Raw genomic sequence first — 18,475 nt, forward strand, 5'->3', positions numbered from 1 at the left:
CACACAACAAATCGAGTTGCGCCCTGACCCTCGTTCTCACTTCCGTCGTGCAAATCTGTCGAGCCCTCGACAGCCGACATCCGATTGTCGAAGAGCTCCCCGCGCGAATTCGTGAGCGAGGCGAGCTAGAGGTGCTTTTTCCGAGACACGAAGTCATCAAGGCACTGCACCCTGCCGGTGACCCAGTTCAACCCGGCCACCTTGAACCTAAAATGACGCTGCACATATCGATCCGTTGAAACTTCGGGTCCTTGAACGCCAGGACATCATCATTGAAGGTTCCGAAGGTGGTGTGGGGGCGGTGTTTCATGCCATGATAGAACGCGTCAATGATCCCTTCCTTGAAGTGGTTTTCACGCGGAAAAGCTTTGACAACAGCCTGTCGTTCTTCATCTGTGAACCGATCGTAGCCGCGGCCGGCCACATCCATGCCGGCCCCGCTCTGGAGCAGCGCGATCTCAGGATCCATGAATTCCGGTATGCCGGGCGTCGTGTGTAGAGCGACTGCGTTCCAGACGATTTGCAGGTCGTTGTTGGTGACGCCGTAACTCTGGAGGAATTCGCGCGCGGCGTTGGCCCCATCGACCTCAAAGCGTAGCTGGCTTTTCTCGTAGTGCGCCGTTAAGCCAATGTCGTGGAACATCGCAGCCGTGTAGAGCAACTCGGGATCGAAGATCATGCCTTTGCGGTTTCCTGTCATGGCACCCCAACAGAAGACGCGCGCAGAATGATGGAAAAGCAGATCGCTCTCCGTGTCGCGAATAAACTGCGTCACATCGCGGGTCAGTTTGCTGTCAGGAATTCCTAAGGTGCAAAGCTCGTCTGTATTCATATCTATATCTCCTTCGCTGCGAGGCCGGTCGATAAACTAGACAACCGGCCGGCTGAGCCGCTCTGCATGACATGGGGTATCCCGCCGAGCGGGTCGGTGCGGTTGTGAGCGAGATGGCTGTCGTCCCACCGGCTTGTCATTGGTTAGCGTCCGGATCCCATTCATTTGATCGGGGTGGTAAGAGTGGTCTCGTCAGCATCGACAACGAAGACTGCGAGCAACCTTGCGGGTTTTGTCTTGCTCGCGTTACGGCTCACCGAATGGATCGCGCCAGGTGGTTCAAACCAGCTGTCGCCAACCTTGTATATCCTGATTTGGCCGTCGTTCACCTTTGATTCAATCGCGCCTGCGAGCACATAGGCGTAGATGAAGGCGGACCTGGCGTGGCTATGTGCCGGCGATGCTGCGCTCGGTGCATAATCAACCTCTACGACACGAAGCGACTTACCGGGGATATTAGCAATCGCCTGATCGAATTTGGGTATGACCGTTTCGGCTTGGCCGTCATGGGCAACGGCGTGCCCGCCGAGACTAAAGGCGAGTGCGACGCAGATTGCGGGGAGGATAATGCGGATTTTCATGGTTTTCTCCTTCTGACACTGGAAAGATGGCCAGTCGGAAGGTCAGAATAAAGTACCAAGAACGAAGCAAAATCCTGTACCATGGCTCATGAACAAGCCACTGAACTTCAATGTCGATCGGTCAGCCAAAACGTCCCTATCGGAGCAGATCCGCAAAGCGATCGTCTTGGCAATTGAAAGCGGGGTGTTGGTGCCCGGCGCACGACTCCCGTCATGGCAGGATCTTTCTGCCCAGCTTGGTGTCGCGCGGGGAACAGTTCGAACTGCATACGCAAAACTAGCCGCCGCACAATTGATCGAAGCGTCCCGAGCCTCAGGTACCCGGGTTGCGCAGCGCCCTCACGCGATCAAAAAAGGCGACCCTCTGCCACAGGCAGGCTCGTTTCTGGAGACCTATCTGGAGATGACGAAGGGACCGGCGCTCTTCCAGATGGGCGTCCCAGCAACCGACACCTTCCCAGCGACGTTGTTCTCACGCATCCACGCGAAGGCTGCCCGCACAAAGGCAGGTGCGTTGCCGCTTTATCCCGATCCGCGCGGCGAGTTCGAGCTCAGGCGCGAGATTGCCTCCTACCTCGCCGTCGCCCGAGGGATCAACTGCTCGCCTTCGCAGGTGATCATCACCGGTGGATTCGGCGCGGGCCTAGGCTTAGCGCTCAGCGTCCTGGCTCTGTCTGGCCATGCCGCCTGGGTGGAAAATCCGGGATTCCCTTGGTCAAGAAAAGGCCTTGAGCTTTCCGGCCTTTCGCTCGCACCAATTCCCGTCGATGCGGATGGTATCGATATTGATTTCGGATTGCGTCAGCATCCCGACGCCAAGATTGCCGTCGTGACTCCAGGGCAGCAGGCCCCTCTCGGGCCGACGTTGTCGCTTGACCGACGTCTTGGTCTCCTCGAATGGGCCAGCAACGCTGGCGCATGGGTCATCGAAGACGACTATCTGAGCGAGCTTCAGTTGACGGGACGCGCCGCGCCGGCGCTGGCATCACTCGACCGGGGTGGGCGCGTCATCCACATCGGCTCGTTCAGCAAGACGATCAGCCCGGCAATACGGCTTGGTTTCGTTGTCGCGCCGGCCGATCTCGTCGGCCGGTTTTCTGAGATGGCAGCCTGTCTGGCGCCGGCCCCTGGACCTGCGATACAGGTCGCCACCGCAGAGTTCATGCAGGAGGGTCACTATATCCGCCATCTGCGCCGAACCAAGCGCGCCTACGCAGCCAGACAAGAGGCGCTGTTGGATTACCTGCGGTCGCGTGTTGGTGTTGATAGGGCCAAGGCGACCGGTTTGGCCGTCTTACTGAGATTGCCCGAGGATGTATCAGACGTGGCAGCGGCTCGCGCAGCTTTCAGCTTTGGAATGTCGCCATCGCCGCTGTCGGCCTGGTACGTGTCGTCCGACGACGCGGCATCCGGGCTCCTTCTCGGCGTCGCGACGACGCCGATGAAGAACCTTACCCGATCGTGTGATCGGCTGCTCGAGGTGATAGGTCAGTCACGCTTGCCCGCTCCATCCTGAACAAGCTCCCTGATACCTTACCGGGCAGTTAGCTTAAACTGAGAGAACAATCTTCCCCCCTGGCGCAATGCGCACGCCCTCAAGCATCAGATGGGCCACGTACGCTTCCTCAAGCGGGAGGATCACACCCACCCGCGTCTTCAAATCGCCATTGTCGATCAGCTCGGCGATCTTCGTCAGGTACTCGGTTCCGACCCTGACAAGAAAAAACGCCGCTTCAACCCCATGCTGCCTGGCAAGATCCTGATCGGGAGGTGAGACAGCCGAAATCAGTTTTCCGCCGCGCCTCAGGATCTGAAACGAACGCCTTTGCGTTTCGGCGCCGACGAGATCAAGGACAGCGTCCACATCCCGGGCAACGTCTTCAAAGCGCTCGCTGTGATAGTCGACCAAAGTATCCGCGCCCAGTTCACGGAGGTAGGCGAAGTCTCTCCTGGCAGCAGTGGCGATGATCTCGATACCCGCACGCCTAGCCAGCTGCACGGCGTAGGCGCCGACATTTCCGGCGGCGCCATGAATGAGCACCTTTTGCCCGGAGACGAGTTGCGCTTGATCAAACAGGCCATGCCAGGCCGTGACCGCGATCACCGGTACGGAGGCAGCATCTGCGTAGCTGATCGTTGCAGGCTTGCGAGCAATCATCTCCGCCGACGCCACCGCATACTGCGCATATGCTCCGATGAACCTCGGATTGGTTACGCCATAGACCGGGTCCCCAACCGCAAGATCGGCCACATCGGCGCCGATCGAGACGACGTCTCCGGATAGATCGGAGCCGAGCGTCAGCGGCAGGGGCTGAGGCAAGGCGCTCTTGCCTGCCCTGATCCATCCATCCCATGGACCCACTCCAGCGGCCCTGACCCTGATCAGAACTTCGCCTGGGCCAGGTGCCGGCTTCGGGACAGGCTCGAATTTCATTGCCTCGGGCGAGCCGAAGTCATGGACGCGCCACGCCATCATGGATGCCTCCTGTTGTTCTGGATATGGATTAGTGGTGTCGGGTGTCATGATGAACTCCTTGAGTTTGCTGCTCCTGGAAGCACGGTTTTTTTGCCTGTCCACTTAGTCGCTAACGGCCCATTTCGAATTGCGCATCAGATTGCTGAAGTCCCTGCGGCGAAAGGCAGGGTCTTTATAAGCCATGACGTCGGCAAGCCCGGTGCCTTGTGGTCTCTGGACGATGCTCAAGACTCTTGTAGAGGATTTGCATGAAGCCATCCGCAAACGGGGGTGGGTGTGGATGAGCCGCCTCGACAGCATTGCGCTCGGCACTCGTGAAATTATCGTAGCCTGCCCCGACAAGATATTGGCGCCTTCGGCAACCAGAGCCGCGATCGGGGAAAGATTGGCGGAAATTCCATTCGTCGTGTGCAGCGCAATCGCAAGCCAGATATTCTCGCTTGAAGCTTCAGACACGCGGTGGCTGTTCAAGAAGTCACGTGCGGCGTTTGCGCCGTCCACCTCGAAACGCAGATGGCTCTGGCCGTACCTGCCTGTCAGACCAAAGTCATGAAACAAGGCTGCCACATACAGTAGCTCTGGATCGAAGGGGAGGCCTTTGCGCCGGCCCGCCAGGGAAGCCCAGAGATAGACGCGAACAGAGTGCTCAAACAGAAAGTCGCCCTCCGCCTTCCGAACCAGGCGCGTTGCGTCGCGAGTCAATTCAGTGTCCGGTATCTCTGCTTGAAGGATGCTCGTGTTGAGATCAGTCTCGAGTACAAGCGGTTCGGCTCGGCCTTCTTTCGAAAGAGCGGTCAAGCCAGCAATAACTGCAAGGGCGGTGCAGGTGGCTGCGATGATGGTTCGGAAGTTCATCGTATTTCTCCTTGTCGCAAGCCGGATGTAATTTTGCGCTGAACCAGGAAACAGGACCAAGAATTTCGAATAATGATGTACCAGCTGCTCGGTTGAGCGCGTCCCACGCGGGTGACCCTCGACGCCCAACTGAAAGCGGTCGAACTGCGTCCAGCTCTCCTCGAGCGCCTCTACCAAGTCGCCAAAGGTTGCGATCGCCGTAGATGCTTTGGAGCCGTTTCGGTCCCGTGGCAGGGTTTACGGCGCCCGTTGGCAGGAACCCGGCTCTCAAACGAATTGAACGTCACGCCGGAACTGGCAAGCTTGAGGCGAGATTGATCCACCAAGTTCGGACGGCCGTCCGACCAACAGGTTCGAGTGCTCTGAACCAGGCACTCCCTCGCCAACTATCTCGGCGAAGCCCCGTGAGCAGGATCAGGCAGCGCCATTGCGGCTTGCGCGCAATGCCGATCCAGATGCCTTTGTAAGATCGGCTATCTTGTTGACAGGCTTGGGTTTGGAGTCAGGTTTCATGTCCTGAAGCCGGAGCGGGAGACGATCTCGTTGAGACAGACTGTAGCCTGCTTCTATATGACCGATTAACATATCAAAGCCTGATATTTTAATCCTTTTATCATATCATAGACTGACAGGCTCGATAGGTTATTGGGCCAACTTCAGATCATCGACCGATCCGCCGATGGGCCAGGCAGCCTCAGGCATCTGATATTCGCAACCTAATAATACCTTCGATGCTAAATCTTCCTGGCCGCTCCGAAACGCAACGATCGCTGTATTTAGGCCGACCTGTTTCAGCGCAGGTAAGATATCCATATCGGCTACCGTCAATTCTTGCGATTTGATCACAGCGTCCAAGTTGGTGCCAGAAATCGCAAGCAATATGCGCCCCGGCTGTATCAAGACCTCTGAACTCGTATAGCCAAAGGCCAAAATTGGCTTTTCCAGGCTGTAGAGATCCATGGAAGGCAAGGTGAATTCTTTCTTTGGCGCAGCAAAGCCGGGCACGGAAGCCTCAAGGTCTGCCGGCAAGTTCTTCACCTCCCCATAGGGCAGTTCACAGGTCAAAGCATGGACCAGGAGACTATCTTCGGCGCGCGCCTGACAGGCTGCGGCAATTGCCACAATCAACATGATTCCGGCTTTCAATTTGAGTGCCACGGGTTTCCTTCTGTGTTGGCTTTGTTAAAAGTGGCTTGCTGGATCCTTGCTGACGACTTCGTAAACAAGGAGTCGCGGCCTGAGTGAATAGGATTTCCTAACTTAGTGAAACTCCGCCATTGGGTAAGCCGCATTGAGCAGCGGTGCTGGGATCAAATAGGCCTCATCCGGCCTTCTTCGGTCAAGGCTTTTGAGGCCGTCCCCGACTGAAACCGTCGCCTTCGGCCCGTTGCGGGTCGCATGAGACTATCTTCCAGATGCGGCCTGATAAATCACCGCAGCGATCTTCTCGGCCGCCACCATGCCCGACAGCAGGTGGGTGGCTCTAGATTGGATGGGCTCCGATCACCGGCGTTCCGGCGCCTGCCAGTGGTACCGCCCCTCGCTCAAGTTCCTTGACCTGCTGCGGCGAATCGAAGCGCAGAGCTCGGGGGGTTCGTCGAAGCCGTTTGATGTGAGATTCCATTGGCTTTTGCGACCTCACGAACCGCTCTTGCCCTCGCTATTGAGAGCCAGCGCAGAACGGATGCAATCAATCAAAATCTGTTCGCCAAACGGTTTTGTCAGGCAGCCGACGATGTCCGGGCCCAACGCAGACACGCGCACATTCTTTTCCGGAAAGGCGGTGATCAGAACAGTCGGAATGCTCTTGCCCAGCGCGACCAGCCGGCGGTGCAGATCGAGCCCGCTCATTCCCGGCATATTGACGTCCGTCACGAGGCAGGCCGTGCGGCGGATATGAGGGAATCTCAAGAAGTCATCCGCGGATGAAAAGGTCTCGGCATCAAATCCCATTGACCTCATGAGCCCCTTGATAGCCTCCCGCATCGACTCGTCGTCGTCGACGATCGCAATCAGAGGTCTCTTGGTTGGCACTGCCGCCTCCCAACTTCGCCGATCAGCATCATCCCAATTAGCGTCGTGGCGCGCTCGACTGGATGGATTTAATATTGAACGGAGACAAAGGCGGCGCAAGCTATACGATCGTATAGAGAAGACTTGCGGCAACGAGCGGGGCATCTGCCCAAAAAGTGCCGGTGTCCTGATTGCGATACTCCGGCGAAGGAATTCTTTCGATCGTCGCGATGTATCACTCGGCACAGCGTCGCAAGTGGTTGAGATTTGCTTGCCTCGCGCCGCCCGATACTTGCAGCACGCGTCCCCTTTTGACGGTGGACGCAGCCATGTGGCGCATCGGCACGCCATGGCGGACTCCAGGACGCGCAAGCGCTTTTGGGGACCGCCCGCATCTAGCCTTGTGGCCGAGGTAATTATCGCGCATTCTGGTGTTCGAAGAAATTCCGTTTCGTCACTAGCGAAGGAGAGAGGAGGAGTGTTCTCATCGCATGACTGGCGCTCTGCTGGTTGGGCTTCGCCCGCTGCTGCTGCAGTGGGGGTGGATAGTATATATCCCAAGACGTCGATTCACCTTGAGGGCTCTGACGATTGACCGAGGCGCCAGCAACCATCATTGTCATCGATGATGACCCGGAAATCCGCGAGGCGCTTGGCAGTCTGCTGCGTTCCGTCGGCTTTGCCGTCAATCTCCTCGCTTCGGTGGGCGACTTCCTCAGGTCTGGGCGACCCAGCGGACCAACCTGTCTCGTGCTCGATGTCCGGCTTCCGGGGCAAAGCGGCCTTGATTTTCAGCTCGAGCTGTCGCGGGAAAATATTCAGCTGCCGATCGTCTTCATCACCGGGCACGGCGACATTCCCATGTCTGTCAAGGCGATGAAAGGGGGCGCGGTCGAGTTCCTGACGAAACCGTTCAGAGACCAGGATCTGCTCGACGCCGTTCACGTCGGCCTGGCGCGCGACCGCGCCTGGCTTGAAAATGAAAAGGCATTGGCGACGGTGCGAGCGCGTTTCGATAGCCTGACCCCGCGGGAGCGCGAGGTGATGGCATTGGTGGTAACCGGAAGGCCCAACAAGCAGATTGCCGGCGATCTAGGCGTGAGCGAGATTACCGTGAAAGTTCACCGCAGCCAGGTCATGCAGAAGATGGGCACCAGATCCCTGCCCGAACTTGCGCGTATGGCCGATAAGCTGATGCTCGCTCCGGGAAAGCCACAAACGCAGATATAAAGGTCTTGGCCGCGCGTATAGGTCATCTCCTCCTCATTGGTAATCGATCCTTCCTGGTGGCCAATAGCCCCGGCGGGAGCCCTGCGGTATGGTGAGCGTTCCTTTTCTCCCCTCCTCCCAGAGGCCGGATCGCCACCGATCGGCCCGCCTTGGCCTCCCACCCCGCGGGAGGCTTTCTTTTTGGCCTCGGTCCCGGCAAGACACTTTCGACTCCAACACCGGCAACGGTTCGCAACTGACGGCACGTTCATGCGCGCTGGAGTACCTCAGACCATAGCCCCAGTCATTATCGGGGCGCAGGATGACTTCGCCGACATGACCCGCCGGGCAGAAGTTCGCCGATGGGTATTCCAAAGTATCGCAAAGACGAAACCACGGTATAATTTCCCATCGTCCCGTCTATCGCTAGAGTCTATTCGTTGCCTCGGGAGATAGGTGGCGAATCCCCCCGATGCTACCACCAAGCTTCGGCGCTCCCTCCATCCGGAGCTCTGCGGGTCCACGACCCGCCCGACCGCCCAGCAGCCGCTGGGCGGTCCTTCGTATAGGTGGACCACGTATCGAACGGGCGGGCGATGGCCGCTCGTTGTTGGGACGATCAGGCGAGATGTGATAAGAAGGTGGGGGAGTGGTCGCGGTTCGTCATATATGCTCACCCTGGCCAAATTGACTGGAAGGATCTCCGAAGCGAAAGTGGCGGTGCCAGATGCCCCACTCGAGATGACGAAGTCGGCAAGCAGGCACATGTTCTTTCTTCGGCGTTGGTGGAGATGGGAGTTTGGAGGTTCTTTGGGAGGACGGTGATCGCGTGTTCCACCGGGAATGGCGTCGGGGTACCGACGGCAAGCTGAACCCGGTGCTGGTCGTCCTTTCGGCCCTCGAGTACCCGACACCTTCAAGCTTAGGCCACCTCGACCATGAATATGGATTGAAGGACGAACTTGATGGTGCATGGGCGGCGCGACCGCTTGAGTTGGTGCGCGAAGGCGGCCGGACCATGCTGGTGCTCGAAGACCCGGGCAGCGAGCCGCTCGCCCGGCTGCTCGGAACGGCAATGGAAACGGAGCTTTTCTTGCGCCTCGCGATCGGCATCGCCGCTGCGCTCGGCAAGGTCCACCAACGCGGTCTCGTCCACAAGGACATCAAACCCGCCAATATCCTGGTAGCGGGCACGGGCGTCGAGGTGCGGCTAACCGGCTTCGGAATCGCCTCGCGCCTCTCCCGCGAGCGGCAGGCCCTCGAGCCGCCCGAAGTGGTCGCCGGAACGCTTGCCTACATGGCCCCCGAACAGACCGGGCGCATGAACCGCTCGATCGATTCCCGCAGCGACCTTTATGCGCTCGGCGTGACGCTCTACGAAATGCTTACCGGGAGCCTGCCCTTTTCCGCCTCCGATCCGATGGAATGGGTCCATTGCCATGTCGCACGGCAGCCGACACCGCCCAACGAGAGGGTGGTGAATGTTTCACCGGCGGTCTCGGCCATCGTCATGAAGCTGCTCGCTAAGACGGCCGAGGAACGATACCAGACGGCAGGCGGCGTCGAGCACGATCTGAGCCGCTGTCTCAGCCAATGGGAAATGCAGTGCCCGACTGACGCATTCCCGCTCGGCGAACGCGATATCCCCGACCGCCTGCTGATTCCCGAGAAGCTCTACGGGCGGGACGACGAGGTCGAGACCTTGCTCACCGCCTTCGAACGCGTGGTGTCGAGCGGGGCGCCGGAGTTGGTGTTGGTCTCTGGCTATTCCGGCATCGGCAAGTCGGCGGTGGTCAATGAACTCCACAAAGTTCTGGTGCCGCCGCACGGCCTGTTCGCGTCCGGCAAGTTCGATCAGTACAAGCGCGACATTCCGTATGCGACCCTGGCACAGGCGTTCCAAAGCCTTATCCGAGGACTGCTCGCTAAGAGCGACGCCGATCTGGCACCCTGGCGCGAGACGCTGATAGAGACTCTGGGACCGAACGGACGGCTGATGGTCGATCTCGTCCCCGAACTGAAGCTCATCATCGGCGAACAGCCGCCGGTGGCTGACCTTCCGCCATCGGAGGCGCAACGGCGATTTGAGCTCGTACTGCGGCGGTTCATTGGTGTCTTCGCCCAGCCGGAGCATCCGCTGGCACTGTTCCTGGATGACCTGCAGTGGCTTGACACAGCGACGCTCGATCTGCTGGAAGATCTCTTGACCCGGCCGGATCTACAATACCTGATGCTGGTTGGTGCCTATCGCGACAACGAAGTAACCGCCGCCCATCCGCTGATGCGGAAACTTCACGCGATCAAAAGCGCCGGCGGCAAGGTCGCGGAGATCACGCTTGCGCCGCTTACCAAAGGCTGTCTCCAGTCCTTGATCGCGGATGCGCTCTACTGTCAGCCCGACCGTGCAGACCCGCTCGTGCAAATGATGCACGACAAGACTGGTGGCAATCCGTTCTTCGTCCGTCAGTTTCTATTTTCGCTCGCCGAAGAGGGAATGCTCACCTTTGATCATGACGCGGCATGCTGGTCCTGGGATCTCGAGCGCATTCACGCCAAAGGATACACCGACAACGTCGTGCACCTTATGGTCGGCAAGCTCGCGCGCCAGCCACTCGAAACGCGGGAGGCGTTGCAGCAGTTGGCCTGTCTTGGAAACATCGCTGATACCACGATGCTTTCACTCGTCCTCGGGATCCCGGAAGAGCAAGTCGCCGGGGCCTTGTGGCCCGCCGTCGCTCATGAGCTACTCGAGCGGCTGCCGGACGCCTACCGGTTCGTCCACGATCGCGTTCAGGAGGCCGCCTATTCGCTGATCCCGGAGGAGCGACGCGGCGAGTTGCACCTACGCATAGGCAGACTGCTTGCGGCGAACACCGCGCCGGGGTTGATCGACGATTATGTTTTCGAGATTGTCAGCCAGCTCAATCGGGGAGCCGCACTGATCAAGTCAACCGAGGAGCGCGAGCAACTGGCCGAGTTCAATCTGCTGGCTGGCAAGCGCGCCGAGGCGTCGACGGCATACGCCTCGGCGCTCAACTACTTTGTCGCCGGCACGAAGCTGCTGCCCGAAGACGCCTGGGAGCGCCGGCCCAATCTGACCTTCGCGCTTGAGCTGAACCGAGCCGAATGCGAGTTCCACCTGGGCGCGCTGCCGGACGCGGAGGAGCGGCTGGCTCAGCTTTCCAATCATGCTCTCTGCTGCGACGACCAGGCTGCTGTCGCCGGCCTGCGCATCGATCTCTATGCGGCGCTCGGTCAGACCAATCGATCCGCGGCGGTCGGTCTCGACTATCTCAGGCAGCATCTCGCCATTGACTGGTCGCCGCATCCGGCCGACGAGGAGGTGCAGCGAGAATATGACCGGATATGGTCGGGGCTCGGGAGCCACGCCATCGAGGAGCTCATTGATCTTCCGTTGATGAGCGACCCAGCATCCTCCGCGACCCTGGATATTCTCACGCGGCTCGTTGGGGCGGTATGGCATACGGATGCGAATCTGGCCTGCATGGCAATCTGCCTAGCTGTGAACCTGAGCCTCGAGCGGGGTAACAGCGACGGCTCCTGCTACCATTATGTGTCGCTTGGCTATATTGCCGGGCCGCGCTTCGGCGACTATGAGGCCGGATTTCGGTTCGGTCAGCTAGGCTGCCATCTCGTCGAAAAGCACGACCTGAAGCGCTTTCAGGCCAGGACTTACAAAGACTTCGGGGCTCACGTCATACCGTGGACGAGACATGTCCGGACCGGCCGCGACATCTTGCGGCGCGCGCTTGACATCGCCAACCAGAGCGGCGACCTCACGTTCGCCGGATACAGCCATGTCAGTTTGAACTCGAACCTGCTGGCGGCTGGCGATCCGCTTATCGACGTGCAACAGCAAGCAGAGATTGGCCTCGCGTTCGCGCGCGAGGTGCGGTTCCAGTTCGTTGAAGACCTCGCCAGCGCGCAGCTGGGACTCGTCCGGACACTGCGCGGGTTGACACGGAAATTCGGCTCCTTTGACGACGACGGATTTGACGAAGGTGAGATCGAACGCCGGTTTTCCGAAAATCCGAATCTTGCGGAAACCTGCTACTTCGTCAGAAAACTGCAGGCGCGGTTCTTCGCGGGCGACCATGAGGCGGCCGTGGATGCCTCATTGCGGGCACAGAGACTGCCATGGACATCGGTGTCGCATTTCGAAGAAACGCCGGAGCATCATTTCTACGGCGCCTTGGCGCGCGCCGCATGCTGCGACTCTGCCGCAGCTGACCAGCGGGCCTGGCATACGGAGGCGCTGCTCGCCCACCACCGACAGCTTGAAATCTACGCGAAGAATTGCCGGGAGAACTTCGAGAACCGAGCCGGGCTGGTCGGCGCCGAGATAGCACGCCTTGAAGGCCGCGATATCGACGCGGCGCGCCTTTACGAACAAGCTATCCGCTCGGCGCGCGCAAACGGCTTCGTTCATCATGAAGCCCTCGCATATGAACTCGCCGCCTGCTTTTATGCGCGAGGAGGCTTCGAGGACTTCACTCGTCTTTATCTCCGCAACGCGCGTGGCTGCTATCTGCGCTGGGGTGCCGACGGCAAGGTGCGGCAACTCGACCAACTCTATCCCGACCTGAGAGGGGAAGAACGTGCTCCCGCTCCAACGAGCACTATTGGTGCACCGGTCGAACAACTCGATCTCGCGACCGTTATCAAAATCTCGCAAGCCGTGTCGGGCGAGATTGTTCTTCAAAAGCTGATCGACACGGTCTTGCGCACAGCCGTTGAGCAGGCAGGCGCCGAGCGCGGCCTGTTGATCCTGCCGCGTGGCGGTGAGTCACGGATCACCGCGGAGGCCACGACGGGCGGCGAAACGGTGGTGGTGCGGATGCGTGACGAGATCGTGACAGGGACAACCCTGCCGCAATCGCTCCTTCATTATGTCTTGCGCACAAACGAAAGCGTCGTACTCGACGACGCCATGGCTCAGAATCCATTCTCCGCGGACCCTTACATTTGTCACCACCGTGCTCGTTCCATTCTCTGTGTTCCGTTGCTCAATCAGGGCCAACTTGCCGGGGTACTCTATCTTGAGAACAACCTCGCCCCTCGGGTCTTCGCGCCGACCCGGATCGTAGTGCTGAAGCTGCTCGCCTCTCAGGCAGCGATCTCACTGGAGAATACCCGGCTGTACCGCGATCTCGATGAACGCGAAGCCAAGATCAGTCGCCTCGTCAAGGCCAACATCATCGGGATCGTCATCTGGGATATCGAAGGTCGCATCCTTGAGGCCAACGACGCGTTCCTCCGCATGGTGGGATACGACCGAGAGGATCTCGCCTCGGGTCGGCTATGCTGGACGGACCTGACGCCGGCCGAATGGCGCGACCGCGATGCTCGGAACGTCGCGGAGTTAAAGACGATCGGGTCGGTCCAACCGTTCGAGAAGGAGTACTTTCGGAAAGACGGCAGCCGTCTACCCGTGCTGATGGGCGGTGCTCTTTTAGAAGAAAGCAGGAACGAAGGTGTCTCTTTCGTCCTCGATTTGACGGAGCGCCGGCAGGCCGAAGAGGCGTTACGGGAGAGCGAGGAGGCCTTGCGCGAAGCGCTGGTGCAACTGGCCCACGCAAACCGCGTCGCCACGATGGGGCAGCTCACAGCCTCCATCGCCCATGAAGTCAATCAGCCGCTCGCCGCGTCGCTCACCAACGCCCAGGCGGCCTTGCGCTGGCTCGCTACCCGTCCGCCGAACCTGGAGGAGGTGACTCAGGCGCTCGACCGGATTGTCGAGAACGCCAATCGAGCCGGCGATGTCATTGGCCGGATCCGTGCCTTGGTCAAGAAGGAACCCACTCGCAAGGGGCAATTCGACCTCAACGAGGCCATTCGTCACGTGATTGCCTTGACCGGCAATGAAGTGCTCCGACAAGGCGTCACGCTGCGGACCCAATTCGCGACGAGCCTCCCATCCGTGGAAGGAGATCGCGTCCAGCTGCAACAGGTGATCCTAAACCTGATCATGAACGCCATCGAGGCGATGATCGGCCTTAATGAGGAAGAGCGCGAGTTGCTGATCAGCACGGGGACAGAGGCCTCGGGAGATGTGGTCGTCGGGGTGCGCGACTCGGGTCCGGGCCTTGACCCACAAAGTATGGACTGCATTTTCGAGGCCTTCTACACCACCAAATCCAGCGGCATGGGTATGGGCCTGGCGATCTCCCGTTCGATCATCGAGGCTCATGGCGGTCGGATGTGGGCCACCGCTAGTGGCCCTCGTGGGGCGGCGTTTCTGTTTACCCTGCCTCTAGAACGAGACGAAACCCCTGGCGCAACCCATGCCGACCAAATCGCGATGTTTGGAAAATAGGGCCAACGACTGGCTGAAGCTCACGCAGGCAGTGCTCTCCGCGAAGTGTGAAGGCCGTCGGCGGGCCTCTCCTCTCCATCGCGAGGCGACTGAGGTGCTTCCGAAGTTGAATTCACCTTCACGGCGCGGTCTTCAGGCCAATGGAGGCAGCAGTGGCGAAAGCAACAAGCGCATCGCATCGCACGAAATCTTGCGACGTAAGCTGGACTCGATGGACAGCACCACCATGTCCGCACCAGCAAAACGGTCTGGGCCCCAAGCTCGATGGTCCTCGGGTACGGACCCAAAAACCCCTTCCAAGACGCGGATCGCTTGGGCTTACTGCATGGTCGCGGAACTCTCTGAAGGGCAAAGATTCTCGAGGTCCTCCACAAGACGGACAAGCCCGAGGGAGTAGCACCAAAGATCGAACCGCGTCCCAGTCACATATAGGGTAAAGACAGATCTCCAGGCGTGCAAAGCTTGTCCCCAGGGAGGCGTGATTGCTTGGCTTGGCTTGGTGGAAAAAGTCATCAAATGAGCCTCAAAGGCCGTATTCGGCCATGATGCACCATCTGGCGGCATCGAGAGCGGAGAGGTCAGAACCCAGGGCCCAGCTTTCCCTTGTGCGCTGGGAAACAGCGTCAACGGGACCAGCTCGATTTCGATTCGGTTGAGTTCATATGTCATGGTGCCAATCCTCGGAAGAACGCAAAGAACGACGCAAACGGTGCGACCCGTGGGCTCGCCGGCGGTGGAGCCGCCGTCCGGAATGCTCTTGATTCAGGTACCCCGCTGAACTCCCGTGAGCTTGCCGAAATGGCCGCGCGGGAGAATGTACCCTGACCATAGCAGGACGCTGCCCGACCTGCCATTGATCGGAGGTTAGGATCGGGTAGCAAACAGGAGGGGATGACTTATACGGTGGTTTAGGAGGCCTTGCTCGAGGCCGGCCGCGTGGTGGCTCTGCTGAAAAGTCGACCGTCACCCGCTTCGCGATGAGATGCCCTCGGCAAAGACAGACGACCATGACGCCGATATCGCGCTCCTTTTCCGAGGGCAACATCCTCGAAAACGACTGGTTGAGCCTGGGATGGCTCCCCAGCTCCCGCTTGTCTGCTGCGGCCGTATAATTTCCGCATACACAAGTATGATGGTTGACCTGTGCACTTTGTTTTAACGTTGCTCGCAAGTGCAGGCTTCGCCACGCTGCTCATCCTCGCACCGGGGTCGCTAGCCATTCACAGAAACGTTGGAACTATGGCCAGTTTTCAGGTCACCGTTAGGGAAGGACGCAGAATGCCGACGGTATCTCCGACTCCGATCACGCCCCGAGACGAGCGCGTTGTCACCGCCCACGAGGCGCTTGAGCCCCTCTACGAAAGACTGGCGTTGCACACCGAATCCACCTTGCTTTCGGCGGCAATGGCAGCCGGATGGCCAGCCGAGGAAGCAACGCGGGCGCTGGCCGCCCTTAGATTGCAAGATGCCCTCAGTATTCTTTGCCGCGCGAATGGAGGTCCACGCATATCGATGCACAGCCCAACGGCCGAATGAAATGGCAGTCCTGCGGAAGTCGCGCCCGCCATTGCGTCCGCCCTCCGATGGCTCGCCATGGTCGTCACCTGAGCCATCCTCGGCGCGCAAGCTCTTCATCGAGGCCGCGGTAACTGGAAGCACGAGCTGGGAAGGACTGTAGGAAGCGGCGGCAAGCGCATGGTGGATAAACCAGCGATGCAAGCGGCCGTTATACGAATAGATAGCATGCCTGATTCCAACGCATCTCTTCATTATCGGGTACAAGAATGCTCTACTGTGAGCGCCTTCTTGAAGGCAACGAGCGGCCTAACTCTTCGTGGTGCAAGAGTTCATTTGCCACCCGCTAAGTGCGAGCCCTCTTCCTGATGAGCCGCCGACTAGTGTCACGAGCCTCGCAGATGTCCAAGAGACGCCCGGCAGCCATGTCTGAACGACCGCTCACAATTGACGAAAGTCGTTACCACACGGAGGCCGTTCACGATGGCAGCACAAAGATACAGCCGTTGCAAGAACCTCAACATTTACTGGACGGTGTTCGATAAAGTCATCGGACAGGCTGCCATCATCGATGGGTTTGTCATGGACATGCTCACCGCCGAGGAGGCCAATAAATTGGTCGATCTGCTAAACCGTGGCAGCCAAGTGAGCCACTGGTGTTTTGCCGAACGGTTTTAGGAGCAACCGGTGATCCAGCGCCACATCGACCGAGCTCCTCCAGCCGGATTTCACGGGCGGCTTCGACGACAGTCGAGAACTCGACATCAGGTCCAGGACCGAGGTCGAACACCTGACGGCCAGGCACTTCCAGCTGACCAGCTCACAAGTCCAGGGAGGCAGCTCAACGCCGCCGGTCTGGGCCGGCGGCCGCGCAGCAATGCATTCCCACTATCGATCCGGACCGCTCCATCGTTCTGCACGATGTGAGCAATGATCCCGCCAGCTTGGGGCAGCCGCCCCGCCGAGTGGATGAAGGCAGGATCGCGCTCGGCGAGCGCGATCCTGTCTAGTAGTTTGACGGGGAGCCGGACCTCAACCGGCGCCTTGTCAAGGGTGCGTCCTCTGCCGCAGCTGCAATGGCTACAAACATAGCGGAGTGTCGGGATCGATCAGATCCGGGCGCCACCCGTCGCATCAATCATCTGGCCCGTCGTCCAACGCGCATCGTTCGATGCGAGGAAGGCGATGACGTCGGCGACGTCCTCCGCCTGTCCGACACGTGAAAAGACCGAGAGGGCTTCGGCGCCGGCGCGCGCATCCGGCGATGCCAGCCACTCGGCATTCATATCCGTCTCCGTTACGCCCGGCAGCACGGCATTGACCGTAATCCCGCGAGCTGCAAATTCAGGTGCCAGCGCCAGTGTCAATGTCTCCAGCGCCCCCTTGGAGGCCGCATAGGCGGGATGGGTCGGCGCCGCGATCCGCGTAAACCCAGTGGAGACATTGATGACGCGGCCGTTGTCAAGAATGTGGTCGGCCACTGCCTGGATCAGGAAGAACGGCGCCTTGTAGTTAATCGTCATCACCTCATCGAAAGCAGCTTCGCTCGTCTGCTTCAACGGCAGTGCCGGCGCAATGCCTGCATTGTTCACCAGAATATCAAGAGCGGACGAGCCCGTCTCGGTACGCGCGGCTTCGCTGAACTGCGCCCAGAGACTGTCGGCCGCCTCCTTGCCCTGTCTCAGATCAGCTTTGACACCGACAGCCTTGACACCAAGCGCCTCGATGTCGCGTACGGTGGCCTTGGCCGCATCCGCGTTGGCGGTGTAGTGCACGCCAATCAGTGCGGCACCCTCCCTCGCAAACGCAAGAGCAACCGCCCGGCCGATACCGCGCGAACTTCCTGTGATAAGGGCTATCTTGTTTGCTAGTCTTTGGGACATGGGTCACTCCGTTGCTAATTTAAGTAGTGATCGCTATCATAAGCGGCGAAGCTAGTCTGTCAACAATTTAATAGGGATTGCTATTTTAATGACGGATCCAGTCCGCAAACGAGGCAGACCACGCGTGCTTGATCGCGACGTCGGGCTCGACATCGCGGCACGCTTGTTCTGGGAACGCGGCTACGAAGGAACCTCGACGGCCGACCTCACGAAGGCCATGGGGATCAATCCGCCGACTCTCTATTCAATGTTCGGCTCAAAGGAGGAATTATACCGTCAGTCGCTCGACTTCAGCATTGCCCGTGAAAACAGCCGCCGGTCAGAAATCTTAGCGTCCAACCTTCCGGTTCACAAAGCCCTAAGCCTCTACCTTTACGACATCGCTGATGGTGACACCCAGCCGGACAAGCCGCGAGGTTGCATGGTCTCGACGGCGGTCCTGCAGCACGCGGAAGAGAATGCGTCAGTGGCGCGGATGACGGCGGCATTGCGCGAGACCTCGATGCAGACACTCAAAGCCCGGTTTGACCGGGCCGTCGAGGAAGGCGAATTGCCGGCGCAAACCGATACCGATACGCTCGCGCGCTTCTATGGTGCGATTATCCAGGGCATGTCCGCACAGGCCTGCGATGGCGCCTGCAATGCGCGGCTGAAGCGGATGATCGACATCGCACTCACGGCCTGGCCCGGGAAGCTTAGCACCTAACGAGCGCTGGCAACTCGGCGAGCATCGTCTGATACATGAGATCGACGGACTTCATAAGCTCGACTCCG

Annotated in this window: 13 protein-coding genes; 6 read left to right on the forward strand and 7 right to left on the reverse strand. The window is 59.4% G+C overall.

The features are described from left to right. Window positions 1–187: 187 nt before the first annotated feature. Both ACM5SV_RS13150 and ACM5SV_RS13155 read right to left on the reverse strand, forming a co-directional pair. A complete protein-coding gene (locus ACM5SV_RS13150; protein ID WP_419425285.1) occupies window positions 188–832 on the reverse strand; it encodes an HD domain-containing protein in 645 nt (214 codons plus the stop codon). A 161-nt stretch (window positions 833–993) separates the two neighbouring features. After that, a complete protein-coding gene (locus ACM5SV_RS13155; RefSeq protein WP_221964696.1) occupies window positions 994–1,413 on the reverse strand; it encodes a cupin domain-containing protein in 420 nt (139 codons plus the stop codon). 88 nt (window positions 1,414–1,501) lie between these two features. Between ACM5SV_RS13155 and ACM5SV_RS13160 the strand changes: the two genes are divergently transcribed. After that, complete coding sequence (locus tag ACM5SV_RS13160; protein WP_419425286.1) at window positions 1,502–2,929, forward strand: PLP-dependent aminotransferase family protein; 1,428 nt, start codon at window positions 1,502–1,504, stop codon at window positions 2,927–2,929. 33 nt (window positions 2,930–2,962) lie between these two features. Here ACM5SV_RS13160 and ACM5SV_RS13165 read toward each other — a convergent pair whose 3' ends face one another. The 4 genes from ACM5SV_RS13165 to ACM5SV_RS13180 all read right to left on the reverse strand — a co-directional run bounded on the left by ACM5SV_RS13165 (window position 2,963) and on the right by ACM5SV_RS13180 (window position 6,778). Further along, window positions 2,963–3,889, reverse strand: coding sequence for an NADP-dependent oxidoreductase (locus tag ACM5SV_RS13165; protein ID WP_012760422.1), 927 nt, complete (start codon window positions 3,887–3,889; stop codon window positions 2,963–2,965). Between the two features lie 102 nt (window positions 3,890–3,991). Continuing rightward, window positions 3,992–4,744: an HD domain-containing protein gene (locus ACM5SV_RS13170; protein ID WP_419425287.1), complete on the reverse strand. Its 753-nt coding sequence runs from the start codon at window positions 4,742–4,744 to the stop codon at window positions 3,992–3,994. Between the two features lie 642 nt (window positions 4,745–5,386). Continuing rightward, on the reverse strand, window positions 5,387–5,902 hold the full coding sequence (locus ACM5SV_RS13175; protein ID WP_419425288.1) for a hypothetical protein: 516 nt from the start codon (window positions 5,900–5,902) through the stop codon (window positions 5,387–5,389). Between the two features lie 480 nt (window positions 5,903–6,382). Then, window positions 6,383–6,778 (reverse strand): response regulator transcription factor, encoded by a 396-nt coding sequence (locus ACM5SV_RS13180; RefSeq protein WP_221964700.1) that lies wholly within the window; start codon window positions 6,776–6,778, stop codon window positions 6,383–6,385. A gap of 570 nt (window positions 6,779–7,348) precedes the next feature. Between ACM5SV_RS13180 and ACM5SV_RS13185 the strand changes: the two genes are divergently transcribed. The 4 genes from ACM5SV_RS13185 (at window position 7,349) to ACM5SV_RS13200 (ending at window position 16,496) form a co-directional block, all read left to right on the forward strand. After that, window positions 7,349–7,987 carry a response regulator transcription factor gene (locus ACM5SV_RS13185; protein WP_003555145.1) on the forward strand — a complete coding sequence of 213 codons (639 nt, stop codon included), beginning with the start codon at window positions 7,349–7,351 and terminating at the stop codon, window positions 7,985–7,987. Between the two features lie 778 nt (window positions 7,988–8,765). Continuing rightward, window positions 8,766–14,303: an AAA family ATPase gene (locus ACM5SV_RS13190; protein WP_419425289.1), complete on the forward strand. Its 5,538-nt coding sequence runs from the start codon at window positions 8,766–8,768 to the stop codon at window positions 14,301–14,303. Window positions 14,304–15,581: 1,278 nt separating this feature from the next. Then, window positions 15,582–15,839: a hypothetical protein gene (locus ACM5SV_RS13195; RefSeq protein ID WP_419425290.1), complete on the forward strand. Its 258-nt coding sequence runs from the start codon at window positions 15,582–15,584 to the stop codon at window positions 15,837–15,839. A gap of 462 nt (window positions 15,840–16,301) precedes the next feature. Beyond that, window positions 16,302–16,496 (forward strand): hypothetical protein, encoded by a 195-nt coding sequence (locus ACM5SV_RS13200; protein WP_128450261.1) that lies wholly within the window; start codon window positions 16,302–16,304, stop codon window positions 16,494–16,496. A gap of 431 nt (window positions 16,497–16,927) precedes the next feature. Here ACM5SV_RS13200 and ACM5SV_RS13205 read toward each other — a convergent pair whose 3' ends face one another. After that, entirely contained in the window at window positions 16,928–17,701 is a 774-nt protein-coding gene (locus ACM5SV_RS13205; RefSeq protein ID WP_419425291.1) for an SDR family oxidoreductase, read from the reverse strand. A gap of 88 nt (window positions 17,702–17,789) precedes the next feature. Here ACM5SV_RS13205 and ACM5SV_RS13210 point away from each other — a divergent pair, with 88 nt between their 5' ends. Continuing rightward, the gene (locus ACM5SV_RS13210) at window positions 17,790–18,407 is read left to right on the forward strand and encodes a TetR/AcrR family transcriptional regulator (RefSeq protein WP_419425292.1); all 618 of its coding nucleotides are present in this window, start codon (window positions 17,790–17,792) and stop codon (window positions 18,405–18,407) included. Window positions 18,408–18,475 lie beyond the last annotated feature (68 nt).

The sequence above is a fragment of the Rhizobium sp. CRRU65 genome (genome assembly GCF_048551595.1).
GTDB classification, from domain to species: Bacteria; Pseudomonadota; Alphaproteobacteria; order Rhizobiales; family Rhizobiaceae; genus Rhizobium; species Rhizobium leguminosarum_J.